The organism is Bradyrhizobium sp. SUTN9-2, assembly GCF_003122645.1.
Taxonomy (GTDB): Bacteria; Pseudomonadota; Alphaproteobacteria; order Rhizobiales; family Xanthobacteraceae; genus Bradyrhizobium; species Bradyrhizobium yuanmingense.
In genome coordinates, this window is the sequence record NZ_LAXE01000001.1 from 4,274,091 (window position 1) to 4,289,995 (window position 15,905).

Here is a 15,905-nt window from a genome sequence, read left to right on the forward strand (position 1 = left end):
TCACAAATACCAGGCCAGCACGGCGTCAAGCCTTCCGTTGCCGATAACCGGCAGGGCCACCATTCGGCTCAGCCCGGCTGCGCAGGCTTCGGAGCCGGCGATCGAGCCGTCAGAGGTGAGATCGTCGTTGAGCGCGGGCATGCCGGCGGCCCAGGCGCCGCCGATGCTGCCTTCGCCCCTGGCGATGGACTGCGCCGCATAGCGTGCGGCGAGGTCGGTCTGCGCGCTGCAATCGCCGGCGCGAAAGACCAGCGCCGAACGGTCCTCGTTCGGGACCCAGATCTCGAAGCGTCGTGCAATCGGCGTTGCCTGCGCGGAGAGGAATGTCAGAACCCAGGTCTGGTCGGTACCGGTTCGGTAGGGCACGCCGACGCCGAGATTGATCCCGACCTTGGCGGCGTCCTCCCAGCGCAGGAAACTCTTGGCGTCGTGCAAGTCCTTGATGATCAGCGGCAGGCCCGCCTTCCAGGTGCGTCCGGGCAGGCCGAAGCCGCGTGGAAATCTGGTGTGGCGGGAGTTGAATTCGAACATGTCCGCGGTGCCGTAATAGCCATCGACGAGCCCCATCTCATGCGAGAGATCAGGATCGTTGTGCCAGAGTTCGATCGCGCCGACGTGCGCCTCGTCGTCGCCACAGAACAGCACCAGCACGGCTTGCAGGAATTCGCCCGCGAACACCGGCACCGCCACGCCGCAGGTGAGGCCGGCCGCAGCGGCCTGATCGGTCCGCTTGAAATAGGAGTTGGCGAATTTCGTGAGGATGACGGGGTGGCCACAGGTCCAGGCCTTGCCGGGAAGTCCCTCGTCATATCCGAAGTGCAGCTCTTCGCTGACGGCTTTGAACGCGGACAGCCCATCGTCGTAGAGGCCGCCGCCGAATTCCAGCCGCATGCGCGTCCGGTCGGGTACCCAAAGTTCAACGACGCGAATGAAGGTCTTCATCGAGCGTGTCCGCCGCCTCAAACCACGACAGCATCGGTCATTTGGCTGCGGAGCGGACGTTCAAAATGCGGGCAGCACGGCCCAAACTTCGTGCGACGACGAGGCGCGGCGGTGGGCTCGCCGATCGAATGTCCTGAAACACAAACTTACCGGGCTCGCCGGCCTCGGCCGGCGACGGCAATTTCAATCCCGGGCTCGGCCTGTCGGCCGAAGGGCGTCAGCCGATCGGCAGGCGCGTGATCGTGGGCCGCGTGTCGGCGACGATCTGCGGCTTGTGCTCGCGCTCGGGGGCTGGCTGCGTCACCGGCAATTGCAGCACGGTCGCGCGCTGGCCTTCGACGAGCTGCGTCACCAGCACGTATTTGCCGTCGGGGAATTCGATCGCGTCATGATGGCGATCGGGAATGTGCGGGTCGATCTTGCCGAACTTGCCGACGCGAGAGTTCACGGTGCGCGTCCAGATCCAGCGGTTGTCGTAGCGGACGTTGTCGGCGAAAGCGAGCTCCGTCCCCGGCAGCAGACAGACCGCGACGGAGGGATCGGCTTCGGAAGCGAAACCGCGCGTCGAGGTGCCGCGGAAGGTTGTCGTGACGATCGTCTCGCCGACTTCGGCGGGGCGCGTCGCGACGGCATGCAGGCTGTAGTCACACATCGGGTGCTCCTCATGCTGGGATAGCGACCCGCGTCTCTTTCGAGGCGCAGGCCTCTATCAGAGTGGAAGCATACAACGCTCTGCTCGGTTATGGGCAAATCTGCGGCTCGCGTCCGCAGCGCGCGATCACATTATCTTTCCCGGATTCGATAGGAACAAACCTCGCGTCCTTGCATTCGGCCGGAGCTATCAGCACTGCCGGCACAACTCTACCGGCGAAGCAGAAATGGCTGCGCGCCTGCGCGGGGGAATGTCGCGCGGGAAGATGGACCGGACAGCCGGCGCAGAACCAGAGAAACCGTCCAGCCGGAGCGGACAAGTATCCGCTCCGATCCTGGATCGCCGATGCCGATCGAAACGCGCGCGGCGCTTGATGTTTCCCGTATCAGTACTTCCGGTAAAGCCCGATCAGCTTGCCCTGGATCTTCACGCGGTTCGGCGGAAGAATGCGGACCTCGTAGGCGGCATTGGCGGGCTCGAGCGCGATCGAGGCGCCGCGGCGGCGGAAGCGCTTGAGCGTGGCCTCCTCGTCGTCGATCAATGCCACCACGATGTCGCCGGTATTTGCGGTCTCGTTGCGCTGGATCAGCGCCATGTCGCCGTCGAGGATGCCGGCCTCGACCATCGAATCGCCGCGCACTTCGAGCGCGTAGTGTTCGCCCGAGCCGAGCATGTCCGGCGGTACGCTGATGGTGTGGCTGCGGGTCTGCAGCGCCTCGATCGGCGTGCCTGCTGCGATGCGGCCCATCACGGGCACCGCGACCGGGCGCTCGCCCTCGTCGGCGGGCGGGCTGGAGCTCGCGCGCACCTTGCCGAGGTTGCCCTCGATCACGCTCGGGGTGAAGCCGCGGCGATTGCCGGCGGCGGCCTGCAGCTCGGGCAGCTTGATCACCTCGATGGCACGGGCGCGGTTGGGCAGGCGGCGAATGAAGCCGCGCTCCTCGAGCGCAGTGATCAGGCGATGAATGCCTGACTTCGAGCGCAGGTCGAGCGCATCCTTCATCTCGTCGAAGGACGGCGGCACGCCGCTTTCCTTCAGACGTTCGCTGATGAACCGCAGAAGCTCGTATTGTTTGCGCGTCAACATCTCGACCAAAGTCCCCCGGTTGATGTCGTTCGATTCCGACACGATGAAGCCGGCACTAAGCCGCTACATCCTCGAAACAAATCATGAACGGACACTATATGTTCGATATGTGTTCCGCAACTGCTTAATTTATGGTGAACGCGGCCAAGCTCGCGGAATGCGTGTGGCTGGGCGGCTCAGACGGGCAGCCGGAGCACCTCGCAAGGCGTGCCGGCCTCGGCCTTCGGCGCGAACGGTGCGCGCAACAGAAGTACCTGTGCCGCAGCGAGATTCGCAAGAAGGGAGGAGTCCTGATGGCTGACCGGAAGGGCGACGCGCGTGCCGTCGTCGCGCTCCTCCAGCCGCGCACGCAGATAGTCCTCGCGCTGGTCGTTGGCGGCGAGATCGCGGCCCAGCACGGCGCGCTCGCGCCGATGATGAATCGCTGAACGGCCCGACAGGGCGCGAATCAAGGGGACCATGAACAGGAAGGCGCACACGTAGGACGACACGGGATTGCCGGGCAGGCCAATCACGCGCATCGCGCCTATCCGACCGTGCATCATCGGCTTGCCCGGCCGGATCGCGATCTTCCAGAACGCCATCGCGATGCCTTCGCCCTTGAGCGCCTGCTGGACCAGGTCGTGGTCGCCCACCGAGGCACCGCCGGTCGTGATCAGGATGTCGGCGCCGCTCTCGCGCGCGCGGCGGATGCCGGCGGACGTCGCCTCCAGCGTATCGGCGGCAATTCCGAGGTCGATGGTCTCGGCGCCCTCGCTGCGGGCGAGCGCATGCAGGGCATAGCCGTTGGAATAGACGATCTGGCCGCGACCAGGCGTGGTGCCCGGCATCACGAGCTCGTCGCCGGTGGCGAGAACGGCAACCCTCGGGCGGCGGATGATGGCGAGATGCGGATGATTCATTCCGGCGGCGAGGGCGAGATCGCGCTCGGTGAGGCGGATTCCCTTGCGCAGCAGCACGTCGCCTTCGCGGAAGTCGACGCCTGCAGGGCGGATGTGCCGGCCGAAAATGGCGGCTTCCTTGATCGTGACATGTTTGCCGTCGGCAGCCGTGTCCTCCTGGATCACGACGGCATCGGCGCCGTCGGGAACGACGCCGCCGGTGAAGATCCGCACGGCTTCGCCGGGGCCGACGCTTCCCGCGAACGGCCGGCCCGCCGCGACCTCGCCGACGACGGTCAACCTCGAATCGTATGCCGCGTCGGCCGTGCGCACGGCATAGCCGTCCATCGCCGACATCGCCTCCGGCGGCTGCGTGCGCCGCGCCGCGACATCGCGGGCGAGCACACGATGGTAGGCCTCGTCGAGGCAAACCATCTGTTCAGCCAGCGGCTCGACGCCGGCCAACACCGCAGCAAGCGCGTCAGAAACCGGCATCAGGGCCACGGGCGAACTCCGCAACAAATCAGGACTGGGTCGGCAAGTTCTAGCCGAGCGGAGGAGCTGAAGCAAAAGGCCTCCCTTGCCAGCCAGGAATCACACTTCCTTTTGGTCTCGACCCGGCTTATCTTCTGCCAATGACAGAACTGCTCGAAAAGGCGCTGAAGGCCGTGCGGCGGCTTCCTGCGGATAGCCAGGACGAGATTGCACGCGCCATGTTGGCGTTGAGCGACGCCGGAGAGGAGGCTGAGGAAGTCGATCCCGGTCATCTTGCGGCGGTCCTCGAGGGGCTCACGCAGGCGAACCTCCGGCAATTTGCGTCTGACGCCGAGATCGAAGCCGCCTTTCGCCGCTTCGAGCGATGAAGCTCAGATTTACGCAACGCGCGGCCAAGGATCTGATTGAGATTGCCGATTATGTTAGGGAGCACAGCCCCAAAGGCGCATTGCGCGTGCGCGCTGCGATCCTTGAATCCCTTCGAGATCTTGTTCGCTTTCCGCAACTTGGACGACGACAGGAGGTCGAGGGCGTGCGCAAGCTGGTAACGCGGCGGTACCGTTACCTGGTTTACTACCGGCTGGAGGTAGAGGCCGGCGAAATCGTCGTTCTTGCGATCAAGCATCCCGCACAGGAACGCGAGCACTCTGACGTCTGAGCGGGCTCAACTCCGCCGCGGCATGATGCGGAAGGCGAGACAGACCGGAACGAGGATTGCCATGGCAAGGACGAGAATGACCAGCGCCACGGCCAACATCGTTCAACGCCCCGTCGGATCGCCCGGACTGAAATCCGCGACGTCGGGCGGCTTGGGACCCTGATCCTTGTCCGGCAGCGGGTCCGCCTGGGATTTCAGGTCGGCGGCCTTGCTGATCAGCTTGGCGGAGAGGTCAGAATCCGAGGTGGTTCTGGCGAATTCGAGCAGGAGAGAGGCTTGCTTGGTGAGATAGGTCTTGCCCAGCACGTCGATCAGTCCAATGTAGAAGTCCCAACGGACTCATGAGTCCGAAGGGTGGTATTCCGTTCCCGGAACTCTGTATAAAAATGCACAAAGTGATCAGGTTCCACATCTTCAGCAGTTTTTGTTCCGGCAAGTGAGCGCGCTCCGGGCTTTCCCGCGGCTCAGATCCCCAGTGCTTTCAATGCGTTCCCGACATCACGCGGCGAGGTGACATGCACGGCGGTCAAGCCGCGCGCCCGTGCTCCCTCGATGTTCTCGGCGAGGTCATCGAAGAACACGATGCGCTCGGCCGGCACGCCGATCGCCGCCACGACATGGTCGAAGGCCTCGGCATCCGGTTTGCGCAGGCCGATGCTGGAGGACAGATACAGCTCGCGGAAATGGCCGAGCAGACCGGCATATTCCTTCGAGAAATGGTCGACGTGCGGCCGATTGGTGTTGGAGAAGGCGTAGAGCGGCATCTGCTTCGCCGCGCGCGGCAGCAGCTCGGCGATATCAGGCATCTCGCCGGCGAAAATCGCGTTCCAGCCTTCCAGGAATTGCGCATCCGAGATGCCGATCCCGAGCGAGGACCGCAGCGAGGCGAAATAGTCCGCATCGCTGATCTTGCCCATCTCATGCAACCGGTAGGCCTCGTCGCGCACATAGCGCGCGATGATGGCCTCGGGCTGGCAGCCGGCATGTCCCGCCCAGCAGGCGATCGCCTTGGAGAAGTCGATGTCGAGCACAACGCGCCCGAGGTCGAACAGCAGCGCATCCGCGCTGCCGGGAGAGAGCGATGTCATTGCGTCCTTTTCACTTCAGTATGGCGCGTCAGTAACGATAGGGCTCGTGGTCGAACAGCGGGAACGCGCTGAACACGCTGGGCGCGTTGGTGGCGGCCGCCGGATGCAGGCAGGATTTGTCGAGCTCGGCGAATGAGGTGGCGCCCAGGAGGCCGAGGCAGCGCAGCACCTCGTCTTCGAGCAACTCCAGCATCCGCGCGACGCCGGCTTCGCCGGCTGCCGCCAGCGCCCAGCATTGCAGCCGGCCGATGCCGACGAGGTCGGCGCCCGCCGCGATCGCCTTGACGATGTCGGTGCCGCGGCAAAAGCCGCCGTCGACCATGATCCTGGCGCGGCCCTTCACGGCGTCGACGATCTCCGGCAGCACGTGCATGGCGCCGCGGCCGTGGTCGAGCTGGCGTCCGCCATGGTTGGAGACGTAGATCCACTCGACGCCGTGATCGAGCGCGATCTGCGCATCCTCGGCCGTGGCGATACCCTTGAGGATCAGCGGAATTTTGAACGTGTCCTTGATCATCTTCACGGTCCGCCACTCCAGGCCCTTCTGGAAATCGCCGCCGGTGGCGCGCAGGCGGCTCTCGCGAACGTAGCGCTTGGCGATGTCACGTTCACGACGGCTGTAATGGGCGGTGTCGACGGTCAGGCAGAAGGCGGCATAGGCGTTCTTCTCGGCCCGGCTGACGACGTCGGCGACGAAGGCATCGTCGCCGCGGACATAGAGTTGATAGAGACGCAGTGCATCGGGGGCAGCCTCGGCGGTCGTCTCGAGGCCGGGCTCGGACACCGAGCTCAGCATGTGCGCCGCGCCGAACCTGCCTGCAGCGCGCGCGACGCTCGCCGCGCCATCCGGATCAAAGATCTCGAGTGCGCCGACGGGAGCCAGCACCACCGGCAGACGCAGCTTGCGGCCGAACTGCTCGACGCTGCCATCGATCCTGCGCACGTCGCGCAGCACGCGCGGGCGGAAGGCGATCTCGTCGAGCGCCATGCGGTTGCGCCGCATCGTGGTCTCGGTCTCGGCGGCGCCGACGATGTAGTCCCAGGCATTCTGGTTGAGGTTGGCGCGCGCCTTCTGGATGAATTCGTGCAGGTTCTGGAACGGCTCGTCGCTGGCGCCGAGCTCGACGTTCCGTTCCGGCCGGATGCGGGGCGCTTCATTCATTGTTGTCCTCCCGAGAATTTGAAGTCTTGTCGCCATCGCCTATCGCGTCCGGCCCTCCAAAACCATCCTAAAATCGCATAGCTGCGAGGCGTGGGCGGCCTGGACCGGTGTCGTGTTGCTTCGAAACAGTTTCGGAACGTTGCCAAAAGTTTAGGTCAAGGCGAAGGGATTTCTTCGGTGTACCCGCCAGCGCGGCATCCCGGCCTTGAAGAAACCAGAATGGTATTGTGAGAGATGGACTGGATCGCCATTTGCATGGCGTCTCCCAGCCTCAAGAGAAACGCCAAGCACAAAAGGCACCTTCATGCGGAAAACCCTGCTGTTCCCCCTGGGCGCGCTCACGGGAGCGTGCCTGACCCTTCTGGTAGCCAGCCCGCAGGGCGGCGTATGGGCAGCGCGGGCGGCAGTGAGTGCGGGTGATGCTTATTCCCAGCTCAATCTGTTCGGCGCGGTGTTCGAGCGGGTCAAGGCCAGCTATGTCGAGAAGCCGGACAATGCCAAGCTGATCGAGGGGGCGATCACCGGCATGGTGACCTCGCTCGACCCGCATTCGCGCTACATGAACGCCAAGGCCTGGACCGAGATGCAGGAGACCACCTCCGGCGAGTTCGGCGGGCTCGGCATCGAGGTCACGATGGAGGATGGCCTCGTCAAGGTCGTCTCGCCGATCGACGACACGCCGGCTTCGAAGGCCGGCATCATGTCCGGCGACCTCATCGGCAAGATCGACGGCGAGGCCGTGCAGGGCATGACGCTCGAGCAGGCGGTCAACAAGATGAAGGGACCGGTCGACACCAAGACCAAGCTGACCATCATCCGCAAGGGTGCGGATGCGCCGCTCGAGGTTGCGATCACGCGCGAGATCATCCATGTGCGTCCGGTGCGCTTCCGCGTCGAGAACGGCGACATCGGCTATATCCGCATCACCTCGTTCAACGAGCAGACCGCCGACGGCCTGAAGAAGGCGATCGCCTCGGTCTCCAAGCAGGTCCCGCCGGAGAAGCTCGCCGGCTACGTGGTTGATCTGCGCAACAATCCGGGCGGCCTGCTCGACCAGGCCGTGTCGGTGTCGAGCGCCTTCTTGCAGCGCGGCGAGGTCGTTTCGACCCGCGGCCGCAGTCCGGAAGAAACCCAGCGCTTCACCGCCCATGGCGGTGATCTCACCAAAGGCAAGCCGATCGTGGTGCTGATCAACGGCGGCTCGGCCTCGGCCTCGGAGATCGTTGCCGGTGCGCTGCACGACCACAAGCGCGCGACGTTGATCGGCACGCGATCGTTTGGTAAGGGCTCGGTGCAGACCATCATTCCGCTCGGCTCCGGCAATGGCGCGCTGGCACTGACCACGGCGCGCTACTACACGCCGTCGGGCCGCTCGATCCAGGCCCAGGGCATCGCGCCCGACATCGAGATCCTCCAGGACGTGCCGCCCGAGCTGAAGGGGCGGATGGACACCATGGCGGAATCCCAGATGCGCGGGCATCTGTCGGCCGACGGCACCGAGCAGACCGGATCGCAGTCCTACGTTCCGCCGGAAGAGAAGGACGACAAGGCTCTGCACGCAGCCTACGACTTCCTCCACGGCGTTACGGCAAATGCGGTCGCCGCCAAGCGCGCGACGAAGGCTGCAGTGCCGAACTAGATCTTACGACGTTCCGGATCATGTTTCGCCCGGGAGCGGAGGACCGCTTCCGGGCGATTTCGTTTGCAGCGCCGTTTCGACCTAACCGACCTCGCGGCGGCGGCTCTCGCTGCCTTCGCGCCGGGCGAGCCGGCTGCGATGCAGCGCGAACAACTCCAGCATCTTGTCGGCGGGCTTGGCGGCGCTGAACAGATAGCCTTGCATCTCGGAGCATCCGAGCGTGCGCAGCAGGCGCTGCTGCTCCTCGGTCTCGACACCCTCGGCCGTCGTTGTCATGCGACGGGCGGCCGCCAGGTTGACGACGGCTTGAACGATGCTGGCGGAGCCGTCGGGACGGGCGATGTCCTCGACGAAGCAGCGGTCGATCTTGATCTTGTCGAACGGGAAGCGGTGCAGATAGCTCAGTGACGAGTAGCCGGTGCCGAAATCGTCGAGCGCGATGCGCACGCCGATGGCGCGGAGCTGGTGCAGGATGGCAAGCGCGGCATCGTCGTCGCGGATCAGGACCGCCTCGGTGATCTCGAGCTCGAGTCGGCTCGCCGGCAGGTTCGACGTGGCGAGCGCCGCCATGATCTTCAGCGCCAGCGTGCCGCTCTTGAACTGCACCGGCGAGACGTTGACGGCGAGACGGATGTCGTCGGGCCAGCTTGCCGCGTCCCGGCACGCGGTCGCCAGCACCCATTCGCCGATCTCGTTGATCAGGCCGGTGTCCTCGGCGATCGGGATGAAATCGGCGGGAGAGACCCAGCCGCGCTCGGGATGGCGCCAGCGCACCAAAGCCTCGCAGCCGGTGATGCGGTCGTCCTTCAGGCCGAGGCAGGGCTGGTAATACACCTCGAGCCCGCCTTCGCGATCTCCTTGCGCGATGGCGTGGCGCAGGTCGCCCTCGAGCTGGCGGCGTTCGCGGACCTTGGCGTCCATGTCCGGCTCGAAGAAGCGGTAGGTGTGGCGTCCGGCGGACTTGGCCGCGTACATTGCCATGTCCGCGTTCTTCAGGATCTGGTCGAGCGCCGTGCCGTGCTCCGGCGCGAGCGCGATACCGATGCTGGCGTCGCTGGTGAGATGATGGCCCATGCAGTCGACCGGCGTGCGGATGGTTTCGAAGACGCGCGCGACGAGCTCGTTGACCTGATCCAACGACGTTACCGCGCCCTGCACGATGGCGAATTCGTCGCCGCCGAGTCGCGCCACGAAGTCTGCGGGACCCGCACAGCGGCGGAGGTTGGTCGCGATCGATTTCAACAGCTCGTCGCCGACGAGATGGCCGAGCGCGTCGTTGACGCCCTTGAACTCGTCGATATCGATGTAGTGCACCGCGGTCTGCTCGCCGTCGCGCGCCGTGGCCAGCTCCTGCCGCAGATGCTCGTGGAACATAGCGCGGTTGGGCAGGTCAGTCAGTGCGTCGTAATGGGCGAGGTGGGTGATGCGCTCCTCGATGCGCCGGCGCTCCGTGATGTCCTCGTGGGTTGCCACCCAGCCGCCATCCGCGAGCGGCTCGTTGAGGATGTGGATCGAGCGGCCGTCGGCGGTATCGACCACCATGGAGTTGCGGAGATGAATGTCCTTCAGGACGCGCGCGGCGTAGGCATCGACGTCGCCGGTAAACGAGCCGGTCGTCTTGCGATGGGCGATGATGTCGCGAAAGCTCAAGCCGGGCTTCACGATCTCGGCCGACAAGCCGTACATCTCGATGTAGCGCTGATTGCAGACCACGAGCCGCTGCTCGGAATCGAACAGCAACAGGCCCTGCGTCATGTTGTTGACGGCGCGGTCGAGCCGCTGCTTCTCCAGCGTCAGCTGTTCGCGCGAAAGGCGGTGCTGCTCCAGCAGCTTGCGCACGACGGCAATCAGCACGCCTGCGATCGCGAGCGCGGAAGAGGCTGCGATCGAGATCAGAATGCCGATCTGCTCGCGCCAGTCAGCCAAGGCCGCTGCGCGCGTCGTGGTGGCCATCACCAGGATCGGGAAGTGGGGCAGGGCACGGGAGGAGATCAGCCGGTCCTCGCCGTCGACGGGGCTGTTGAAGCGGCCGGCGAAATGATCGAGCCCGAACACCCTTTGATGCTCGAACGGTCCGGTCTTGAAGTTTCGCCCCATCAATTCGCCGGACTGCGGATAGCGGGCGAGCAGTGTGCCGTCGCGATGCAGCATCGAGATCGTCGCGCCTTCGCCGAGCACCACGGAGGCGAAGAATTTCTCGAAATTGGCGGGCTCGATCCCGCGTCCGACCACGCCGAGGAACTCGCCGCGTGGCCCGACGACCCTCCGGGCCACCAGAATGGTCCACGCACCGGAGACGCGGCTGTGCAGCGGCTCGATCAGGACATCAGGTGCATTGGGATCGTACTTGAAAGTGCGGAAGTAGGCGCGATCGGCGACATTCACCTTGGGCGTCGGCCATGCGGTCGACGAATTGATCAGATTGCCTTCGGCATCGATGATGTTGAGACCGCCCATATAGGGCAGCGCCTCGATCTTCGACCGCAGCATCCGGTGCACGTCCTCGCCCGAGAGGCGCTTGCGATACTCCTCTCCGGTGGTAATTCCGGTGGTGCGGACGTAGTCGACGAAACCCTTCTGGATGACGGCGAAATCCTGCAATTGCTGATCGAAATGATGAGCAAGCAGCAGCACGGTGTTTTCCAGCTCGCGACCGGAATTGCGCAGCGCCCGCTCCCGGAAGTTCTGCGCCATCAGGACCGAGCCTATGGCGATGGCCGCGATCAGCAGCGTGCCGCCAACCACAAGCCAGCGGATCGGGCCGCTGCGCACGAAGACCTGGTCAAAGAGACGACTGCCGAATTTCATCTTCATGCTGGATTCGTTGCCGCGCACACGTCAGGATCAATTCAGGACCCTGAGAACATCCGTTGGTTTACGGTGACGGTGTGGAAGTAAAGTTAGGAAGCGCGGTTAACGAGACGTGAATACTCGCGCGCAAAAGCAAACCATGCGCGCGGCGCGAAAGTGGGGCGCTAACGCAAGCCCGCTTCAGGCGCGGTAATGGCCGGATTTGCCGCCGAGCTTCTCGACCAGATGGATGCCCTCGATGCGCACGCCGCGCTCGACGGCCTTGATCATGTCGTAGATGGTGAGGCAGGCGACCGACACCGCCGTGAGCGCCTCCATCTCGACGCCGGTCGGTCCCGTCACCTTCACGGTGGCCCGTACCACGCAGCCCGGCAGCTTGGCGTCAGGCTCGATACCGACAATGACCTTCGACAGGGCGAGCGGATGGCAGAGCGGGATCAGCTCCGAGGTGCGCTTGGCGGCCATGATGCCGGCGATGCGCGCGGTGCCGAGCACGTCGCCTTTCTTGGCGTTGCCGGACACGATCAGATCGAGCGTCGTCTTGGTCATGACGACGCGGCCCTCGGCGACCGCCAGCCGCTCCGTCGCTGGCTTGTCCGAGACGTCGACCATCCGCGCCTCGCCGGAGGCGCCGATATGGGTGAGGGCGGGGCCGGCCTTTGCTTTGGCCTGCTTCGTCTTGGCTGAAATGGTCTTCGCCGGCTTGCGCGCCATGTCAGCGCGTGCCCGCCGCGCGCGCCGTCGCCTCGCGCACGAGCAGCGCGCGCGTCGCCGCCGTGACGTCGGCCTGCCGCATCAGGCTCTCGCCGACCAGGAACGTCGACATACCGACGCGCTCGAGCCGGGCGAGGTCGGCGGGCGTGAAGATGCCGCTCTCGCCGACCATCAGCCGGTCCGAAGGGATCAGCGGCGCCAAGGCCTCGCTGGTCGCGAGCGTGGTTTCGAAGGTCCGAAGATTACGGTTGTTGACCCCGATCATCGGCGAGCGAAGTCTCAGCGCCCGGTCGAGCTCGGCGCGGTCATGGATCTCGATCAAGACGTCCATGCCGTAGGCGAGGGCGGCGTCTTCGAGGTCTCTTGCCGCGGCGTCATCGAGCGCCGCCATGATGATCAGGATGCAGTCGGCGCCGTGTGCGCGGGCCTCGACCACCTGATAGGGATCGAACAGGAAATCCTTGCGCAGCACGGGGAGCGAGGTTGCTTCGCGCGCGGCTACCATGAAGTCGAGATGGCCCTGGAACGAGGGCGTGTCGGTCAGCACCGACAGGCAGGCAGCGCCGCCGGCTTCATAGGCCTTTGCGAGTGCCGGCGGGTCGAAATCGGCGCGAATGAGTCCCTTGGAGGGCGAGGCCTTCTTGATCTCGGCAATCAGCGCGTAGCCGCCGTTGGCGTGCTTTGCCTTGATCGCGCGCAGGAAGCCGCGCGGCGCGGAGGCGGCCTTGGCCTGCGCCTCAACGGTGGAGAGCGGACGCGCTCGCTTCGCCGCCGCGATCTCCTCGCGCTTGTAGCTCTCGATCTTGGTCAGGATGTCGGACATGCGGGAGTTCAGCTCTTGGAGACCGTGACCAGGTGCTTCAGCTTCGCGTTGGCTGCGCCGCTGTCGATCGAGCGGACGCCGATCGCGACGCCCTCCTTGAGGTCCTTGGCGCGGCCGGCCACGACCAGCGCGGCGGCTGCGTTGAGCAGCGCCACGTCGCGATAGGGGCTCGGCTTGCCGTCGAGCACGCTCTGCAACGCGATCGCGTTGGCATCGGCGTCACCGCCTTTGAGCGCACCGGCCTCGCAACGCGGGAGCCCGGCTTCCTCCGGCGTCACCTCGAAATTCCGGATCTCGCCGTTGTGGAGCGCGGAGACGAAGGTCGGGCCGGTGAGGGTGATCTCGTCGAGACCATCGGACCCGTGCACCACCCAGGCGGAGTCGGAGCCGAGATTCTTCAGCACCTGCGCCAGCGGCTGTACCCATTGCCTGGAGAACACGCCGACCATCTGCCGTTTCACGCCGGCCGGATTCGACAGGGGACCGAGCAGATTGAAGATCGTGCGCGTGGCGAGCTCGACCCGGGTCGGGCCGACGTTCTTCATGGCGGGATGGTGGGCGGGGGCAAACATGAAGCCGATGCCGCATTCGCGCACGCAGCGGCCGACCTGCTCCGGCTTGAGATCGATCTTCACCCCGAGCGAGGCCAGCACGTCGGCGGCGCCCGAGCGCGACGACAGCGCGCGGTTGCCGTGCTTGGCCACGGGCACGCCGGCGCCCGCGACGATGAAGGACGCGCAAGTCGAGACGTTGACCGAGCCGGAGCCGTCGCCGCCGGTGCCGACGATGTCGACTGCCTCCGGCGGCGCCTGCACGGTCAGCATCTTCGCGCGCATCGCCGCGACCGCGCCGGTGATCTCGTCCACGGTCTCGCCGCGCACCCGCAGCGCCATCAAGAGCCCGCCCATCTGCGAGGGCGTGGCCTCGCCGCTCATCATGGCATCGAAGGCGGAAGCGGCTTCGTCACGCGACAGGCTGGCGCCGGTCGCCACTTTTCCAATGATCGATTTCAGGTCGTCCATCGCGTGCTTTCAACTCACTGGTTCGCGCCGGTCACCTGCGCGAAGGCGGCCTGATTAATGGTGGTCCCGATGTCGGTTTCAAGCTTGTTGACGTAGGAAGCGACCTGCTCCTCGGTTTGGGCGCGGTCGAGGCTCTCCTTCAGCTTCTTGACCGCGTCGGAGGCAAAGTCGACCGCGGGATCGACGATGTCGGTGACGCGGAACACGATCACCTCGCTGCCGCCGCTCACGGCCGTCTGTCCGATGCCGTCCTTGGCGGTGCGGAAGGCCGCCGCCACGACGGTGCCGGGCACGCCGGCGGGCGAGTCGTCGCGCTTGAAGCCCGTCGCGGTCTCGACCTTGGCGCCGACGGCGGTGGCCTCGTCGGCGAGCTTGCCGCCCGCATCGAGCTTTTGCACCATCTCGGTCGCCTTGGCCTTCAGCTTGGCGGCGATCTGGTCCTGGCGCCAGCGCGCCTCGACCTGGTCGCGGACCTCGTCGAGATTGCGGTCCCGCGAGGGCGTGATGGCGAGCACGTCGTACCAGACATAGCCACCCTTGAACGATATCGCGTCGTTGTCGACGCCGACGTCGGTGTTGAAGGCCTGCGAAACCACGTCGAGGCCCTGCGGGATGTTGGCGACCGGCTGGCCGTTCGGGGCGCGGCCGGAGCGGTCGACGGCCTCGATGGTCACGGCGGTGAGGCCGAGCTTCTGCGCCGCGTCGATCACGCTGGAGCCGCCGCCACGCTCGTCTTCCATCTTGTCGCGGAGGTCGGCGACCTTGACGCGTGCACGCTCAGTCGCGATCTCGCGCTTGATGTCGCCGGCAAGCTTGGCGTAGTCGGCCTCGGCGCCCGGCTCGATCTTGTCGACCCTGACGATCGCAACGCCGAGCCCGCTCTGGATCGGCTGGCTGATCTCGCCGGCAGGCAGCGCGAACGCGGCATCGCCGACGGCGGGCGCGAGCGAAGACTTAGTCACAAGCCCCAGGTCGACGTCGGAGGCGCTCAGCCCGCGTTCCTTGCCGATGTCCTCGAACGACGTGCCGCCGACGAGGCGCTCGCGAGCGGCCTGCGCTTCGGCAACGTTCGGAAAGACGATCTGCTGGATCTGGCGCTTCTCAGGCGTGCCGAGCCGGTCCTTGCGCTGCTCGAACATCTTCCGGGCATCCTCGTCCGAGACCTCGGTCCATTTGCCGATTTCTTCCGGCGAGACCACGACGAAGGAGATCTTGCGATATTCGGGCGCGCGGAACTGGACCTTGTGATCCTCGAAATAGGCGGCAAGCGCCTCGGGCGAGGGCGGGTCGATCGGACCGGCCTGCGCGGCGTCGAGCCGGACGAATTCAATCGAGCGTTGTTCGTTCTGGTAGCGCGTCAGGACGTCGACCATGGCCTTCGGGGGCTCGAGGCCGGCGCCGACCGTGCCGGTGATCTGCCGGCGCAGCGATACCTTGCGCTGCTCGGCGACATAGCGCTGCTCGGTGTAGCCGAAATTGCGGATCAAGGCTTGGAAGCGATTGGGGTCGAAATTGCCGCCGATACCCTTGAAGTTGGGGTCGTTCATGATGAGCTGGCGGATCTGCTCGTCGGATTGGCCGAGGCCGAGCCGGCGCGCCTCTTCGTCGAGCGCGGCCTCGGCAATGGTCTGCTGCAGCACCTGGCGGTCAAGGCCGAACGCGCGCGCTTGGTCGGGCGTCAACGGACGGCCGAACTGGCGGCTGATCTGTTGCAGGCGGTCGGTGTAGATCTGGCGGAACTCGTTGAGCGAGATCTCGGTGCTGCCGATCTTGGCGACCGTGGACTGGCCGAAGCCCTTGAAGATGTCGGCAATGCCCCAAATGCCGAAACTGATGATCAACACGCCCATCACCACGGCCATAACGATCTTGCCGAGCCAGTTCGATGAGGCCTTGCGTATTCCTCGGAGCATTTGGTCCAACTTGTTTGG

At 65.4% G+C, this 15,905-nt stretch carries 15 protein-coding genes; 3 read left to right on the top strand and 12 right to left on the bottom strand.

All coding sequences use genetic code 11. The annotated features are described in order from the left end of the window. The 4 genes from XF30_RS19875 to XF30_RS19890 all read right to left on the bottom strand — a co-directional run bounded on the left by XF30_RS19875 (position 1) and on the right by XF30_RS19890 (position 4,066). The gene (locus XF30_RS19875; protein ID WP_109143627.1) at positions 1–942 is read right to left on the bottom strand and encodes a GAF domain-containing protein; all 942 of its coding nucleotides are present in this window, start codon (positions 940–942) and stop codon (positions 1–3) included. 217 nt (positions 943–1,159) lie between these two features. After that, positions 1,160–1,594 carry a hypothetical protein gene (locus XF30_RS19880; protein WP_025036527.1) on the bottom strand — a complete coding sequence of 145 codons (435 nt, stop codon included), beginning with the start codon at positions 1,592–1,594 and terminating at the stop codon, positions 1,160–1,162. A gap of 385 nt (positions 1,595–1,979) precedes the next feature. After that, positions 1,980–2,681 (bottom strand): transcriptional repressor LexA, encoded by a 702-nt coding sequence (gene lexA, locus XF30_RS19885; protein ID WP_036009965.1) that lies wholly within the window; start codon positions 2,679–2,681, stop codon positions 1,980–1,982. A 176-nt stretch (positions 2,682–2,857) separates the two neighbouring features. Further along, complete coding sequence (locus XF30_RS19890; protein WP_109143628.1) at positions 2,858–4,066, bottom strand: molybdopterin molybdotransferase MoeA; 1,209 nt, start codon at positions 4,064–4,066, stop codon at positions 2,858–2,860. 131 nt (positions 4,067–4,197) lie between these two features. Here XF30_RS19890 and XF30_RS19895 point away from each other — a divergent pair, with 131 nt between their 5' ends. Further along, complete coding sequence (locus XF30_RS19895; RefSeq protein WP_109143629.1) at positions 4,198–4,425, top strand: hypothetical protein; 228 nt, start codon at positions 4,198–4,200, stop codon at positions 4,423–4,425. Next, positions 4,422–4,715, top strand: a complete 294-nt coding sequence (locus tag XF30_RS19900) for a type II toxin-antitoxin system RelE/ParE family toxin (protein WP_109143630.1) — start codon at positions 4,422–4,424, stop codon at positions 4,713–4,715. The genes XF30_RS19895 and XF30_RS19900 overlap by 4 nt, the downstream gene beginning before the upstream one ends. A 102-nt stretch (positions 4,716–4,817) precedes the next feature. On the opposite strand, the gene XF30_RS19905 is transcribed toward XF30_RS19900, so the two are convergent. The 3 genes from XF30_RS19905 to XF30_RS19915 all read right to left on the bottom strand — a co-directional run bounded on the left by XF30_RS19905 (position 4,818) and on the right by XF30_RS19915 (position 6,965). Then, positions 4,818–5,021: a hypothetical protein gene (locus tag XF30_RS19905; RefSeq protein WP_109143631.1), complete on the bottom strand. Its 204-nt coding sequence runs from the start codon at positions 5,019–5,021 to the stop codon at positions 4,818–4,820. Between the two features lie 158 nt (positions 5,022–5,179). Beyond that, positions 5,180–5,803 carry an HAD family hydrolase gene (locus XF30_RS19910; protein WP_036044305.1) on the bottom strand — a complete coding sequence of 208 codons (624 nt, stop codon included), beginning with the start codon at positions 5,801–5,803 and terminating at the stop codon, positions 5,180–5,182. Positions 5,804–5,831: 28 nt separating this feature from the next. After that, positions 5,832–6,965, bottom strand: coding sequence for an alpha-hydroxy acid oxidase (locus XF30_RS19915; RefSeq protein WP_109143632.1), 1,134 nt, complete (start codon positions 6,963–6,965; stop codon positions 5,832–5,834). 304 nt (positions 6,966–7,269) lie between these two features. Between XF30_RS19915 and XF30_RS19920 the strand changes: the two genes are divergently transcribed. Beyond that, complete coding sequence (locus tag XF30_RS19920; RefSeq protein WP_036009952.1) at positions 7,270–8,604, top strand: S41 family peptidase; 1,335 nt, start codon at positions 7,270–7,272, stop codon at positions 8,602–8,604. A gap of 81 nt (positions 8,605–8,685) precedes the next feature. Here XF30_RS19920 and XF30_RS19925 read toward each other — a convergent pair whose 3' ends face one another. The 5 genes from XF30_RS19925 to XF30_RS19945 form a co-directional block, all read right to left on the bottom strand. Then, complete coding sequence (locus XF30_RS19925; RefSeq protein WP_109145782.1) at positions 8,686–11,418, bottom strand: bifunctional diguanylate cyclase/phosphodiesterase; 2,733 nt, start codon at positions 11,416–11,418, stop codon at positions 8,686–8,688. 177 nt (positions 11,419–11,595) lie between these two features. Beyond that, positions 11,596–12,129: a cyclic pyranopterin monophosphate synthase MoaC gene (gene moaC / locus XF30_RS19930; RefSeq protein ID WP_109143633.1), complete on the bottom strand. Its 534-nt coding sequence runs from the start codon at positions 12,127–12,129 to the stop codon at positions 11,596–11,598. A 1-nt stretch (position 12,130) separates the two neighbouring features. Then, complete coding sequence (gene trpC / locus XF30_RS19935) at positions 12,131–12,952, bottom strand: indole-3-glycerol phosphate synthase TrpC (RefSeq protein ID WP_109143634.1); 822 nt, start codon at positions 12,950–12,952, stop codon at positions 12,131–12,133. 8 nt (positions 12,953–12,960) lie between these two features. After that, complete coding sequence (gene trpD / locus XF30_RS19940) at positions 12,961–13,974, bottom strand: anthranilate phosphoribosyltransferase (RefSeq protein ID WP_036025193.1); 1,014 nt, start codon at positions 13,972–13,974, stop codon at positions 12,961–12,963. A gap of 14 nt (positions 13,975–13,988) precedes the next feature. Beyond that, positions 13,989–15,887, bottom strand: a complete 1,899-nt coding sequence (locus tag XF30_RS19945; protein ID WP_109143635.1) for a SurA N-terminal domain-containing protein — start codon at positions 15,885–15,887, stop codon at positions 13,989–13,991. Positions 15,888–15,905 lie beyond the last annotated feature (18 nt).